The 14,891-nt window shown below is 47.1% G+C and carries 14 protein-coding genes; 4 read left to right on the top strand and 10 right to left on the bottom strand.

The window, feature by feature from the left end; translation table 11 throughout:
• Positions 1–23 precede the first annotated feature (23 nt).
• Both miaA and gap read right to left on the bottom strand, forming a co-directional pair.
• Positions 24–983 (bottom strand): tRNA (adenosine(37)-N6)-dimethylallyltransferase MiaA, encoded by a 960-nt coding sequence (miaA, locus tag F7D20_RS11585; RefSeq protein ID WP_158464172.1) that lies wholly within the window; start codon positions 981–983, stop codon positions 24–26.
• Between the two features lie 171 nt (positions 984–1,154).
• Entirely contained in the window at positions 1,155–2,183 is a 1,029-nt protein-coding gene (gene gap / locus F7D20_RS11580; protein ID WP_022251978.1) for a type I glyceraldehyde-3-phosphate dehydrogenase, read from the bottom strand.
• 343 nt (positions 2,184–2,526) lie between these two features.
• Between gap and mscL the strand changes: the two genes are divergently transcribed.
• Both mscL and F7D20_RS11570 read left to right on the top strand, forming a co-directional pair.
• Positions 2,527–2,940: a large-conductance mechanosensitive channel protein MscL gene (gene mscL / locus F7D20_RS11575; protein WP_022251977.1), complete on the top strand. Its 414-nt coding sequence runs from the start codon at positions 2,527–2,529 to the stop codon at positions 2,938–2,940.
• A gap of 147 nt (positions 2,941–3,087) precedes the next feature.
• Positions 3,088–3,531 carry a Fur family transcriptional regulator gene (locus F7D20_RS11570; protein ID WP_158464171.1) on the top strand — a complete coding sequence of 148 codons (444 nt, stop codon included), beginning with the start codon at positions 3,088–3,090 and terminating at the stop codon, positions 3,529–3,531.
• A 33-nt stretch (positions 3,532–3,564) separates the two neighbouring features.
• Here the strand turns inward: F7D20_RS11570 and F7D20_RS11565 are convergent, their stop codons facing one another.
• Positions 3,565–4,548, bottom strand: coding sequence for an alpha/beta hydrolase (locus tag F7D20_RS11565; RefSeq protein ID WP_158464170.1), 984 nt, complete (start codon positions 4,546–4,548; stop codon positions 3,565–3,567).
• A gap of 230 nt (positions 4,549–4,778) precedes the next feature.
• On the opposite strand from F7D20_RS11565, the gene F7D20_RS11560 reads away from it, so the two are divergent.
• A complete protein-coding gene (locus F7D20_RS11560; protein WP_158464169.1) occupies positions 4,779–5,708 on the top strand; it encodes a DMT family transporter in 930 nt (309 codons plus the stop codon).
• A 60-nt stretch (positions 5,709–5,768) separates the two neighbouring features.
• Positions 5,769–6,512: an SDR family NAD(P)-dependent oxidoreductase gene (locus tag F7D20_RS11555; protein ID WP_158464168.1), complete on the top strand. Its 744-nt coding sequence runs from the start codon at positions 5,769–5,771 to the stop codon at positions 6,510–6,512.
• Between the two features lie 120 nt (positions 6,513–6,632).
• Here the strand turns inward: F7D20_RS11555 and guaA are convergent, their stop codons facing one another.
• From guaA to axeA1, 7 genes are all read right to left on the bottom strand, one after another.
• Positions 6,633–8,243, bottom strand: coding sequence for a glutamine-hydrolyzing GMP synthase (guaA, locus tag F7D20_RS11550; RefSeq protein ID WP_158464167.1), 1,611 nt, complete (start codon positions 8,241–8,243; stop codon positions 6,633–6,635).
• 21 nt (positions 8,244–8,264) lie between these two features.
• Positions 8,265–9,041, bottom strand: coding sequence for a nucleotidyltransferase family protein (locus tag F7D20_RS11545; RefSeq protein WP_158464166.1), 777 nt, complete (start codon positions 9,039–9,041; stop codon positions 8,265–8,267).
• A 90-nt stretch (positions 9,042–9,131) separates the two neighbouring features.
• Entirely contained in the window at positions 9,132–10,673 is a 1,542-nt protein-coding gene (locus tag F7D20_RS11540; protein ID WP_022251970.1) for a RapZ C-terminal domain-containing protein, read from the bottom strand.
• Between the two features lie 23 nt (positions 10,674–10,696).
• Positions 10,697–10,912 (bottom strand): hypothetical protein, encoded by a 216-nt coding sequence (locus tag F7D20_RS11535; RefSeq protein ID WP_022251969.1) that lies wholly within the window; start codon positions 10,910–10,912, stop codon positions 10,697–10,699.
• Positions 10,913–11,214: 302 nt separating this feature from the next.
• Positions 11,215–12,843 (bottom strand): chaperonin GroEL, encoded by a 1,629-nt coding sequence (gene groL / locus F7D20_RS11530; RefSeq protein WP_022251968.1) that lies wholly within the window; start codon positions 12,841–12,843, stop codon positions 11,215–11,217.
• 86 nt (positions 12,844–12,929) lie between these two features.
• On the bottom strand, positions 12,930–13,202 hold the full coding sequence (locus F7D20_RS11525) for a co-chaperone GroES (protein WP_022251967.1): 273 nt from the start codon (positions 13,200–13,202) through the stop codon (positions 12,930–12,932).
• Between the two features lie 192 nt (positions 13,203–13,394).
• Positions 13,395–14,795: an acetylxylan esterase AxeA1 gene (axeA1, locus tag F7D20_RS11520; RefSeq protein ID WP_158464165.1), complete on the bottom strand. Its 1,401-nt coding sequence runs from the start codon at positions 14,793–14,795 to the stop codon at positions 13,395–13,397.
• Between the last annotated feature and the right edge of the window lie 96 nt (positions 14,796–14,891).

Here is a 14,891-nt window from a genome sequence, read left to right as displayed (position 1 = left end):
TTTTGTTTTTTATATTTCAAGATTTACCTGTCCACGTCGCCTGTCAGCTCGAATATCTGTTCCACCTTATCTGCCATGGGCTGCAAGGCGTCCACCCAGTGTATGGTAAAGCCTCTGCGCTCCATGCCGCGGAACCATGTCATCTGTCGCTTGGCAAACTGATGTATGGCTATCTCCAAGCCTCGAAACATCTCATCGTAGGATGTCTTACCTGTCGCATATTCTGTGACAAACTTGTATTCCAAGCCGTAGTATATCAAGTCTTCTGCAGGAATGCCCCTGTCGAGAAGCGATCTGATTTCATCGACCATACCTTCATCAAGGCGTTGCCTCAGTCGGCGTGTAATCTTCTCACGACGAGCCTCACGGTCGATGCTCACACCGATAATCAAGGAGTCAACCGATGGCAGCTCCCTCTCGGGCATGGGATGCTCGGCATTATAAGTCTCAATCTCTATGGCACGAATGGCACGCTGGGCTGTGTCGACATCGGTGCGGTTGTGCATATGCGAGCCGTTCCTTGCCTTGAGCTGTTGCAGCATCTCGGTAAGCTCAGCCAGGCTCTTGTCGGCAAGACGCTCACGAAGCACAGGGTTCTGAGGCACAGGCGAGAGATGGTAGCCCTTGAGCACGGACTCAATATAAAGTCCCGTTCCGCCACAAAGAATGGGCAACCTTCCCCTTCTAAGAACATCCTGATAGGCATCATAGAAGTCTTGCTGATACTGAAAGAGGTTGTACTTGGTTCCTGGCTCGCAGATATCTATGAGATGATAGGGAATCTGCTTGTCCCCTACAGTATAGTCGGCCAGATCCTTACCCGTTCCTATATCCATTCCGCGATACACCTGTCGGCTGTCTGCACTGATAATCTCGGCTTCCATCCCGTCCATACGCGAAGGAAAGGCAGCAGCCAAGGCAGCAGCAAGACTGGTCTTTCCGCTTGCCGTAGGACCCAATATCGTTATCATCGTCTGTTTCATGGTGGCAAAGATACAAAAATTTCTGATATAGGTAAACAAAGAAAGCGAAAAAAAGAAGTTTAGCATCACTTAAAGACCCGAAATAAGGTTTCATACGGGTGTTAAACGCAAAAAAGCCTGGCATTTTGCAATGCCAGGCCTATAATATTGTTGAATATCGCTACTGCGGTATTACTTCAACTCAGCGAGGTACTTGATAGTACGAACCATCTGAGAAGTATAAGAGTTCTCATTGTCGTACCAAGAAACAACCTGTACCTGATATGTATCGTCGTCGATCTTGCTAACCATTGTCTGAGTAGCATCGAAGAGAGAACCGTAACGCATACCGATGATATCAGAAGATACGATCAGATCCTCGTTGTAACCGAAGCTCTCGTTAGAAGCAGCCTTCATAGCAGCGTTGATACCCTCAACAGTTACGTCCTTACCCTTAACAACAGCTATGAGGATAGTTGTAGAACCTGTTGGAGTTGGAACGCGCTGTGCAGAACCGATCAACTTACCGTTCAACTCAGGAATTACGAGACCGATAGCCTTAGCAGCACCTGTTGTGTTTGGAACGATGTTCTGAGCACCTGCACGTGAACGACGGAGGTCACCCTTACGCTGAGGACCGTCGAGAATCATCTGGTCACCTGTGTAAGCGTGGATAGTAGACATAATACCAGACTGAATAGCTGCGTACTTGTTCAAAGTGTCAGCCATAGGAGCCAAGCAGTTAGTTGTACAAGAAGCTGCAGAGATAACTGTATCGGCTGGAGTCAAAGTCTTGTGGTTTGTGTTGTAAACGATAGTAGGAAGATCGTTACCTGCAGGAGCAGAGATAACTACCTTCTTAGCACCTGCTGTAAGGTGAGCAGAAGCCTTCTCCTTAGATGTATAGAAACCAGTGCACTCGAGTACTACGTCAACACCAAGCTCACCCCAAGGAAGCTCAGCTGCGTTTGGCTTAGCATAGATAGTGATTTCCTTACCGTCAACGATGATAGAGTTGTCTGTTGCCTCTACAGTGTGCTTGCCCTCACCGTACTTGCCAGCGAAGCCACCCTGAGCTGTATCATACTTAAGAAGGTGAGCCAACATTTTTGGAGATGTAAGGTCGTTGATAGCAACTACCTCATAACCCTCTGCCTCAAACATCTGACGGAAAGCCAGACGACCGATACGGCCGAAGCCGTTAATAGCAACTTTTGTCATTTTGTTTAATATTTAAATTAATGGTTGAAAATAATTTTTACCTTAATAAGCCTCGAAGCACTTGCCAATGAGCTGAAACATTCAAAAAGCAATACTTTTGAGCAATTTTTTTTCTTATCGAGCGCAAAGTTACTAATTTTTTTCTAACTTTGCACACGAATTGAGTATTAAATTATTTAAAAAAGACTGCATGTTGCAGAATATCGCAATCTTTTCATGCCTTAAGGGGCCATACTGACAACTCCATATTGCAAAATAAAAAGTATGAATGCGTGACTGCAGTTGCAGCAGCCCTATATATAATAAGGTGTATATGTCAAACTTAAAATAATAAAAAGAAAAGATGAGTAAATTTCTGAGTGAATTCAAGCAATTCGCCATGCGTGGCAATGTGCTCGATATGGCTGTCGGTGTCATCATTGGTGGTGCCTTTGGCAAAATCGTCAGTTCGGTGGTAGACGATATCATCATGCCTCCTATAGGATGGATTATCGGTGGTGTCAACTTCTCGGAACTGAAAATTTCACTTCCTACCGTGGAAGTAGCCGGCGAGAAACTGCCTGCTGCCACCATCAACTATGGCAACTTCCTGCAGACCTGCCTCGACTTCTTCATCGTGGCTTTCTGTATCTTCATGCTGATCAAACTGGTCAACAAGTTTGCCAAGAAGAAGGAGGAAGAGCCCAAGCCAGAGCCTAAGCCTACGGCAGAGGAAAAACTCCTTACCGAAATTCGCGACTTGTTGAAGAACAAGTAACATTCATATTCTATCGGGCGTGGGACGGCAGAGTTTCGCTATGACGAAAAGACTCTGCTGAACCTACGCTATTATTGCACCTTAGTGACGATTAAAGAGACATACCCGCTTTCATATTTTCACCGTCACCCAACAGTAACCAAAGAGATGAACAGCCAGCAAGCTACAGACAAGTTGACAAGAAAAGGCATCAAACCCACAGCCAACAGGATATTGGTGTACAAGGCTTTGCTCAGTCATTCTGCCCCAATGAGCCTTGGCGACATGGAAACCTTGATGCCATCGATGGACAAATCGAGCATATTCCGTACACTCACCTTATTCCTGGAGCATGATGTGGTGCATGCCTTTGAGGACGGACGTGGCATACTCAACTACGAACTGTGCGAGGAAGAGGGCAAGTGCGACCATCATGACGGACATATCCACTTCTACTGCGAGACGTGCCAGCGCTCTTTCTGTCTGGACGACATCCATATTCCAAGTTTCGAACTGCCCGAAGGTTTCTGTCCCCATTCCGTTTCCTTTGTCATCAAAGGCGAATGCCCAGAATGTAAGAGAAAAAAATCATCCCCACTCCATAGAACATAAAAAAAATAGAATGATATTCTTGAAATACGATTCTTACTCTGAATCAACAAAGTTTTTCACCGCATACGTATATGCTTCATGATGGTCGCTGTAAGCCATAGCATGTACAGAGCCTTGGGCTATGAAGAGAGCCTTTCTACCCCTCGTCTTGGCTTCATATAAGGGGCGAAGCATGGCATAAGGCACAAAAGCATCCTTGTCGCCATGGATAAAGAGCATCGGTTTGGTGCTCTTACGGACTTGGGCTATCTGCTGAGCCTCAGCAAACGACCAGCCATACTTGTGCAGGCAGAGCGCGGAAGTGGTGTTCATCAAAGGGAATGCTGGCAAGCCAAACTGGTCTTTGAGCTGAGCGGCAAACTCGTCCCACACACTGGTATAACCGCAATCCTCCACAAAGCACTTCACATATCCCGGAGTCTTCTCGCCCGATACAGCCATCGTTGTAGCTGCGCCCATCGATATGCCATGAATCACCTGCCACGTATTCTTCACTCTTCGTTCTTCACTCTTCACTTTAAAAATCTCATTGGCTACTTGCGACCATCTGATGACATCCCAACGGTCGTTCCACCCCATCTGTATATGATCGCCCTCGCTCTTGCCATGTCCATACAGATCGGGAAGAAGCACATTATACCCCATATCATGATTGTAGAGATAGGCGATGTGGAGCATTCCCTCGGCACGCACCTTGTAGCCATGAACCACAATGGCGGTTCTGTCGGTAGACTTGGGGGCATAGAGATATAGGGCATGAGCCTTATAACCAGAAGGCATCAGCAGGAAGGTGTCTTTCACGCAATGATGCTGATACACTGAGTCCATCCAGACCGAAATCCAGGGACACTCACTCTTTATTCTCGTCTTCCAATGCTCGGCTGTCATTCGTTCTTCCTTCGGATAGCTGAGCGAATAATCGAGCATATAATGACTCACACCATACAGGGCTACAATCAACAAGGTTATGACACCTATCATTGCAACCAGGATCTTCTTGTATGTATTCTGTTTCATATACATTCTATTACTTAGTTGTTTTAAAACACTTTACGCATAAAAGACAAACGTTCCTCACAGAGTAAGGCACACACATAGCCTGCAGAACGATGCTTACCTCGAATTGCAAAATTAAACAAAATAAAGAAGAGAACAAAACATATTGGTAGGTTTTTGAACGAACATGCGTGAGAACCAATTATTCTTATTACCTTTGCAACAGTTTATAGAGAAAACACAAAAAACAAATGGAACAAAAAAATAAAAATACACTCAGTATATTTCAACGCCCTATGTGGGTGAGCCTCTTTGCCCTTACTGCTGCCATATCGTGGGGATGGGCTTATCCTTTGATAAAGATGGGTATGGAAGAGTTCAAGATAGCTACCGACATGACAGGCAGCAAGATGCTATTTGCCGGTATTAGATTCTTTGTATCAGGCATCATTATCCTAACCTTTGCCAAGGGTTCGCATCGTAGATTTAACATACGAAAGGCTACTGACGGCTGGTTTATCCTCCTCTATGCACTGCTCAACACCACCTTGCATTATGCCTTCTTCTACTTCGGACTCTCCCACAATCAAGGGGCACGCTCGGCAATACTCAACTCGATGAGTGTTTTCACGGTGGTAATCTTTGCCTGTCTCTTCTTCAAAAGTGACAAGATGACATGGAGCAAAGCTGTAGGCTGCATCATCGGTTTTGTGGGCATTCTGACCTTAAACCTTGGTGGAAAAGAAAGTGGGAGATTTACTTTCTTGGGCGATGGTATGATTATCCTCAATGCGCTATGTGGAGCCAGTGCCTCCTTGCTGACAAGGGGTTTGAGCAAAAGGGTGGATGTATTTGTAGGAACGGGCTATTCGCTGAGCATTGGCGGTGCCCTGCTGATGATTCCTGCCCTGTGGATGGGCGGCTGTCTGTCCATAGTAAGCCTGTGGGGTATTATTATCCTGCTATTACTCATCGCTATCTCTACCATCAGTTTTGCTCTCTACAACAAACTGATTACCTGCAATCCTGTGGGTAAAGTGGCCATCTATAACTCGCTCATCCCTGTGGTAGGAGCCATCACCTCATGCCTGTGTCTGGGTGAAACCTTCTACAGGAAATACCTCATTGCAGGCACCTTGGCTACGGCGGGCATCTACATCATCAACAAGGGGAAGAGATAGCCCGCAGAAGAAAACCATTCGAATGAAAAGGAACTGTCTATCAATCAACAAAACAAAATCATGACAAAGAAAGCAATCGTTATGGGCGCCACATCGGGCATCGGAATGGAAGTGGCAAAACTGCTTGCCGCCAAAGGATGGCAAGTGGGTATAGCCGGAAGAAGAACAGAAAGGCTACAGGCACTGATGACTGACGGCATCACCTGCTATCAACAGATAGATGTCACATCTGCTAATGCTCCTACCCAACTACAGCAACTCATCGATAAGTTGGGAGGCATGGACCTGTATTTCCACAGTTCCGGAATAGGATGGCAGAACAATCAGCTCGACATAGAGAAAGAACTGAAGACGGTGGAAACGAACGGGATGGGATTCACAAGAATGGTAGACACCGCATTCAACTGGTTTGCTGCTCACGTCCGGGAAAAAGAGAGGAAACACAACTATCGCATTGCCTGCATCACATCCATAGCAGGAACAAAAGGACTTGGTGCTGCCCCAGCCTATTCGGCCACCAAACGATTCCAAAACCACTACTTGGAATGCCTTGCCCAGCAAGCACGTATGCGCCAGCTTCCCATCTCGATAACAGACCTACGGCCAGGATTTGTGGCAACCGACCTGATTGCAGGCAGCAAATATCCGCTACAGCTAAGAGCAGAAGAAGTGGCAAGACACATCGTACATGCCATTGAGAAAGGGAAAGAAGTAAAAGTCATAGACTGGCGGTACGCCATCCTCGTCTTCTTCTGGCGTCACATACCAAGATGGCTGTGGACAAGGTTGAAAATCTCTCAATAATATGGATCAAAAAAATCCCTCCTTCAGGCATGATACCCGAAGGAGGGATTTATAGTATAGATGGCAGGAATCTGCTTTTCTAATCTTTACCCGCGAAGAAATCATCACGGGGAGAAAGCCTTACTCCCACTCGATTGTCGAAGGTGGTTTTGAAGAGATGTCGTAGCAAACGCGGTTCACACCCTTCACCTTGTTGATAATCTCGTTGCTAACCTTTGCCATGAAGTCGTAAGGCAGATGTGCCCAGTCAGCTGTCATCGCATCGGTACTGGTCACAGCACGCAGAGCTACAGGATGCTCGTATGTACGCTCGTCACCCATCACTCCTACCGAACGGACAGTAGAAAGCAATACGGTACCTGCCTGCCAGATCTGGTCGTAGAGAGAAACCTCAATCTCGCCATTCTGCATGTCGGCAGGAACACCAGCAGCCAATACACGGCGGGCTTCCTCACCACTCAACTTCACCTTGTACTCACGCAAGCCGCGGATATAGATATCATCGGCATCCTGAAGAATACGCACCTTCTCGGGAGTAATATCACCCAGAATACGTACTGCCAAACCAGGACCTGGGAAAGGATGACGGGTAATCAGATGCTCAGGCATTCCCATAGATCGGCCTACACGACGAACCTCATCCTTGAACAACCACTTCAATGGCTCGCACAACTGAAGGTTCATCTCCTTAGGAAGACCACCCACATTGTGATGGCTCTTGATGACCTTACCAGTAATATTCAAGCTCTCGATACGGTCGGGATAGATAGTTCCCTGTGCCAACCACTTGGCTCCGGTCTGCTTCTTAGCCTCAGCATTGAATACCTCCACAAAGTCGCGACCTATAATCTTGCGCTTCTGCTCAGGATCGGTCACACCAGCCAGGTCGGCAAAGAACTTCTCGGATGCATCCACACCAATCACGTTCAGACCCAAGCACTTGTAATCCTCCATCACATCACGGAACTCGTTCTTGCGAAGCATACCGTGATCTACGAAGATACAAGTAAGATTCTTGCCAATGGCCTTGTTCAAAAGAACGGCAGCCACACTGGAGTCGACACCACCAGAAAGGCCAAGGATCACCTTGTCATCACCCAGCTGTGCCTTCAGCTCTGCCACTGTAGTCTCTACGAAAGAGTCAGCACTCCAGTCCTGCTTGCTGCCACAGATATCTACCACAAAGTTCTTCAGCAACTGTGTACCCTGCAAAGAGTGGAACACCTCTGGATGGAACTGAACAGCCCATACAGGCTGCTTGGTAGAAGCATATGCTGCAAACTTGACATTCGCTGTAGAAGCGATGCACTTATAGTCCTCAGGGATGGCTGTGATGGTATCACCATGACTCATCCAAACCTGAGAGTTCTCTACAAATCCCTTGAAAAGAGGATTGGTGGCATCAAACTGCTCCAAGTTGGCACGACCATACTCACGGCTGTCAGCAGCCTCTACCTTTCCACCCTGGGCATAAGAGAGATACTGAGCGCCATAGCAAATGCCGAGCACAGGAATGCGACCAATAAACTGGCTCAGATCTACCTTGAAAGCTTCCTGATCATGAACGGAGTAAGGACTACCGCTCAGGATGACACCAATCACAGATGGGTCGTCCTTAGGAAACTTGTTGTAAGGCATAATCTCGCAGAAGGTATCAAGCTCACGTACACGACGGCCTATCAGCTGTGTGGTCTGTGAACCGAAATCCAAAATAATAATCTTCTGTTGCATAATATATTAAACTTTAAATTTTTAACTTTGACATAAAAACGCCTCTGCCTCTTTCAGCGTTTCCTGCTTTCCCACATCCATCAGTCTGAGGTCGTTCTTCACATATCCCTCAATGCGTACTTTGTCGCAATTCTTCAGATAGAAATCCATGATGGGGAATTTGTCCGGTTCTTCCTCCATCAGCGGGAAGATGGATGGTGCTACCATGTGGATGCCCGAGAAGGCATACATCTCACACTTGGCAGGATCGAGATGAGGATAAGGGCTCTTCACCTCGCCTGTCTCGATGTTCGTCCACCCCACCAACCGCATACTGTCATCGAAGAGAAGATAACGCTTTGTCTTGCGTTCGCTCACCAACAGGCGGGCTGCAAGAGGCTTTTCCTCCGGTGAGGCTTCCTGCGACTCTTCTGTAAGGTCCTTCGTCTCTATCTGATAGAACTTTCCCAAATCCACATTGCTCAATATATCCACATTGTGAATAAGGACGGGCTCATGCGCATCGAAGAGCGGCCATGCCTTTCTGATACCTCCACCTGTCTCGAGCAGTTTGTCCGTCTCGTCGCTGATACGGATATCCATACCGAAGTTGTCGTTATCGCGTAGGTAATCAATAATCTGACTGGAAAAATGATGAACGTTCACTACAATGCGAGTGAAACCAGCATCTTTCAACCGAAAGATGACACGTTTGAGCAAAGGTTCTCCTCCCACACTTACCAAAGCTTTCGGAATGCGGTCGGTAAGTGGCTTGAGGCGAGTGCCCAGACCTGCAGCGAAAATCATTGCTTGCATCATTATAGCTATCTATTAATGTGCGTGCAAATTTACTAACTTTTTACGAAATAGCCAAATTTGCACGCCATTAATTGATTACAAAAGAAAAACTTATTCTGCAGGAAGCACTTGCTCTATCTGCTGTTCGCGATGACAGATTCTCACCTCAACACCGAACTTCTCATGAATATGCTCGGCAAGATGCTGGGCTGAATAGACACTACGGTGCTGACCGCCTGTACAGCCGAAGCAGAACATCAGAGAGGTGAAGCCTCGCTGAATATATCGGTTGACATGATGGTCGGCAAGGCGATAAACACTATCGAGGAAGGTCAGTATCTCGCCATCATCCTCCAAGAATCGGATGACTGGCTCGTCGAGACCCGTCAGTTTCTTGTATGGCTCGTATCGGCCGGGGTTATGGGTGCTGCGACAATCGAAGACATAACCGCCTCCATTGCCTGATGGGTCTTCGGGAATACCTTTCCTATAGGAGAAGCTGAACACCCTTACCACCAAAGGTCCCTTGCCATCATACTTGGAGAAGGTGGCAGGACCATCCTGCGGATGCGAAGTGTAGATATTGGTATCGGCTGTGCGATAACCATCAGCACGGTTGACAGCCGACTTCTCTATGCGGGTAAACTGCGGCAGCTCGGTAAGGCGGCGAAGCATATCCATCATATAAGGATAAGGGAACACCTTATCGCCCATTTTCAGCAGGTCACGAAGATTCTGAATGGCAGGAGGAATACTGTCAAGGAAATGCTTCTTGCGCTCGAAGTATCCACGGAAGCCATAGGCACCCAATACCTGCAACGTACGGAAGAGGACGAAAAGACTCAGACGGTTGACAAAATGACGGACAGAAGGTACCTCAGTATAGTTCTTCAGCGACTGGTAATATTCCCATACGAGTTCACGTCGCAACTTGAAAGGATACTTTGCCGATGCCTGCCAGAGGAAAGAAGCCAAATCGTAGTAGAAAGGTCCTTTACGCCCACCCTGGAAATCAATAAAGTACGGATTGCCATTTTCGTCAAGCATTATGTTGCGAGCCTGAAAATCTCGATATAGGAAACAGTCCATCTGTTCGGAAGTCAGGTCTTTGGCAAAAAGGCGGAAATTAGCTTCCAACTTCAACTCATGGAAATCAAGGTCGGTGGGTTTCAGGAAACAGTACTTGAAGTAATTCAAGTCGAAAAGTACGCTGTCGATATCAAACTCGGGCTGAGGATAGCAGTTGTTCCAATCCATTCCACGTGCTCCTCGGAGCTGAATGTTGGGCAACTCGCGAATGGTTCTCTTCAGAAGTTCCTTTTCCTTTTGGTTGTATCTTCCGCCAGCTTCACGTCCACCCTTGATGGCATCAAAGAGCGACACATCGCCCAAGTCGGTCTGCAGATAGCGCGACTCATCATCGCTGACAGCCAGGACCTTAGGCACCGGCAACTTTCGGAGCGTAAAGTGACGTGACATATAGATGAAAGCATGATTCTCATCTCGACTCGTTCCGATGACACCAATGACGCTGCTGCCGTCCTGCTTGACAAATCGGAAATACTGCCTGTTGCTTCCCTGACCAGGCAACTTGACCACACTTGCAGGCTCCTCGCCTGCCCAAGAACTATAAAGGTTGACTAACTGTTCCACTCTTTACTTCATTTAAATATCTACTATTCTTCGTTTTCCTGATTCATCTTTCGACGTTTCAGCCAGTTATCTATCTGCTGAGCGAAGTTATCGCCCACAAACAAGATGAGCAACACACCAAGTGTAGCAAGGAAAGAATTGAGCGCCGTCATTCCCAACCCTACCTTGGTAATATAAATCAGTCCGCCGATAACAATCAGGAAGACCAATGCTTTTTTTCTGTCAAAATTCATTTTCATGCTGCAAAGATAACACAATAGGATGAAACTACAAAGAGAAAAAGACAAAAAAAATCGGATGTCTCACGACAACCGATTTTCAAAAACAAACTACTTAAAAACTAATCTACTAAAACAAATCAAAAAAATATCTTTAGCGGCTTAAGCCGTCTTTTTCATTTTTCTACGTTGCAAAGTTACAAAAAAAGCAAATACGCGCCAAGCTTTTTTGCTAAAATTTGCAAGATTTTATAGTAAAAAACATATAAAAAGGGACTACTCTGTAGAGTAGCCCCCATTTTGATATCTTTACATTACATTTATTACATCATACCGCCCATTCCTGGAGCAGCTGCTGGCGCAGCAGGAGCAGGTTCTGGTTTGTCCACCAATACACACTCTGTAGTAAGGAAGAGGCCAGCGATAGAGGCAGCGTTCTCAAGAGCTACGCGCTCAACCTTGGCAGGATCAACGATACCGGCCTGACGCATATCCTCGTAAACATCCTTGCGGGCATTATATCCGAAGTCGCCTTCGCCCTCGCGTACCTTATTGACTACTACTGAGCCCTCGCCACCGGCGTTGGCTACTATCTGGCGAAGAGGTTCCTCGATGGCACGTTCTACGATGCGGATACCTGTTGTCTCGTCGGCATTGTCACCCTTCATATCCTTCAATGCCTCAAGAGCACGGATATAAGTTGTACCGCCACCAGCTACGATACCTTCCTCGATAGCTGCACGAGTAGCACAGAGTGCATCGTCAACACGGTCCTTCTTCTCCTTCATCTCAACCTCAGAGTTGGCACCTACATAGAGGACAGCCACACCACCGGCGAGCTTAGCCAAACGCTCCTGAAGTTTCTCCTTGTCGTAAGAAGACTTGGTATTCTCGATCTCATTCTTGATCTGAGCCACACGGTCCTGAATGTTGGCCTTCTCGCCATGACCATTCACGATAGTGGTATTGTCCTTGTTGACAGTTACCTTGTCGGCAGAACCCAACATATCCAATGTTGCCTGCTCCAACTTCAGACCCTTCTCCTCTGAGATAACCACACCACCTGTCAATACAGCGATATCCTCCAGCATAGCCTTACGACGGTCGCCGAAGCCTGGAGCCTTGACTGCACAGATTTTCAAGCCACCACGCAAACGATTGACTACCAAAGTAGTCAGAGCCTCAGAGTCTACATCCTCAGCGATGACCAACAATGGGCGACCGCTCTCGGCAGCAGGCTGAAGGATTGGCAAGAACTCCTTGAGGTTGGAAATCTTCTTATCGTAAAGCAGGATGTATGGATTATCCATCACACACTCCATCTTGTCGGCATCGGTCATGAAGTAACCGCTCAAGTAACCACGGTCGAACTGCATACCTTCTACCACACCGATGTTGGTGTCACGGCTCTTGCTCTCCTCAATGGTGATGACACCATCCTTAGAGACCTTGCGCATAGCGTCAGCCAACAGCTTACCGATCTCTGCATCATTATTGGCAGAGACGGTAGCCACCTGCTCTATCTTGTCGTAGTTGTCATCTACCTGCTCTGCATGGTCCTTGATGAAGGCAACGACAGCAGCCACAGCCTTGTCGATACCGCGCTTCAAGTCCATAGGATTAGCACCGGCAGTAACGTTCTTCAAGCCCTCAGTAACGATGGCCTGAGTCAGGATGGTAGCTGTTGTTGTACCGTCACCTGCGTCATCACCAGTCTTGCTGGCAACACTCTTAACGAGCTGAGCACCAGTATTCTCAAACTTATCCTCCAATTCCACTTCCTTGGCTACGGTAACACCATCCTTGGTAATCTGAGGAGCACCAAACTTCTTTTCGATTACCACGTTGCGGCCCTTAGGACCAAGAGTTACCTTTACTGCGTTAGCCAACTGATCGACACCCTTCTTCAAGAGGTCGCGAGCATCCATATTGTATTTAATATCTTTAGCCATAATATTTTCTTTCTAAGAATATTTTAATATCAGCAAAAAGTTTTTACCTTTTTACTTTTTTACTTTTTACTTTTTTACTTTTAAAACTACTCTTCCACCACAGCGAGAACATCGCTCTGGCGCATCATCATATATTTAGTACCATCAAACTCGATCTCGGTACCGGCATACTTGCCATAAAGAACGGTGTCACCCTCTTTGAGAATCATCTCCTCATCCTTGGTTCCCTTTCCTGTGGCAACAACCTTACCACGCTGTGGTTTTTCCTTTGCTGTATCAGGAATAATGATTCCACCTACTTTTTCCTCGGCTGGTGCTGGAAGTACCAGCACTCTGTCTGCTAATGGTTTAATGTTCATGATTCTATATTTTTTAATTGTTATTTTGTTGTTTGATGGCAAAAACCCTGCAAGAGTCTTTGCCTTGTCGATTTCGACTTATGCCAAAAACGTGCCAAAGAAACAAAAGGCAGACGAAACTGACAAAATTGTCAGTCACGTCTGCCAAAAGGGGTTCAGCATGATGCCTGGCGCAGGCAAGCATCATGTTGTTTATTTCTTTTCGGATATTGCCTCGTAGATGATTTCCGCCATCTTCACAGCTCCCTTTCCATTGGGATGAATGCCATCGTCGAGCATCAGGTCGGCAAAGGTGTACTTCGAATGCAAGTCGATAAACCCGCACTTATTCTTCTTTGCCACCTTCTTGATGACAGGGATTTCACCGTTTACTATCACACTGTCGCTAATGGTCCATGAGGGCTTGAAGGCAGGAATAGGCGAACAGAGATAAATCTTTGGCTTAGAGGGCAGTGCCTTGAGCGAATCGACCATCGTCTGCAAATCCTTTCCAAACTCGGCCTTGTGTACCCAGTTGTGGGTCTTACTGTCATTGGTGCCCAACTTGATGACAACGATATTAGGCTGGAAAGCCAAGGCGTCGCGCCAGCCCATCTCTTTCATATAGGGCACGTCCCCCTTACATAATAAGGTACGCGCGCTAAGACCATAGTTCTTCACCTCATATCCATCGCCCAACTTATTTTGCAGGATGGCAGGATAACCTTTCTGTGTAGCCATATCGATGCCGAAGCCATCGGTGATGGAGTTGCCGATACATGCCACACGTATGGCGTCCTTACGAGGCGCCTTGAAGCTGTCGAGCCAACGGGTAAGGTCGCTCAACATCTGATCGTGATAGGCCCAAGTGCTGCGGAAACCGAAACCATGTCCGCCTGTAGGATAAATGCACATGGAACACTCGTTTCCTTGCTGACGCATACGGGAATAATAGGCCACGCCATTGGTTACAGGAGGAACAGCCCCATCATCGTTGGCCAAGAGGATGATGGCACGAGGTGTGAGATGACGGCGAACCTGTTTCTCGGTTGAGTAGTGGTCTACGAGTTTCTCGTCCTTCACTCCCTCTTCGCCCAAAAGATTATAACTGGAACCCCCATGTCCCTTCTTTGGTTTCATCGAGATGACAGGATAGAACAAGATGGAGAAGTTGGGGCGAGCGTCGTATTCTGCCAGAGTGCTGACGGAAGAAGCCAGATGACCTCCAGCCGAGAAGCCCATAATACCCACATCCTCACGGTTGATGTTCCAGACAGAGGCGCTGTCGCGCACGGTGCGCATCGCCTTGCAGGCATCTTCCATAGGCACAGTATATCTGCCATGCGGCATACGGTATTTCAGCACAAAGAAAGCGATGCCCTGCTTGTTGAAATACTCAGCCCAGTCGTATCCCTCATGATTGAGGGCCAGATGAGAATAGCCTCCACCAGGACAGTCGACGACAGCTCTGCCCGAAGGGTTTTGTGGCAAATAGCAGGTCAGATTGCTCTCACCGTCTGCCGTGAGGTTGAGTACGAACTTTTTAGCTGTCGACTGGGCTGACAAGGCAAGCACAGCCATCAGACAGGCCATAGACAATAAAATCTTCTTCATAATTACATTTTTAGGTTGATGTGTTTATTTTTATAAAAAAGCCAGTTGGGCTTGTCAAATTCCCCAACTGGCAAAATCGTTTTCTGTCTTTTAATC

It is taken from the genome of Segatella copri (genome assembly GCF_009495355.1).
Classification (GTDB): Bacteria; Bacteroidota; Bacteroidia; order Bacteroidales; family Bacteroidaceae; genus Prevotella.
This window is presented reverse-complemented; position numbering and strand designations above follow the sequence as displayed.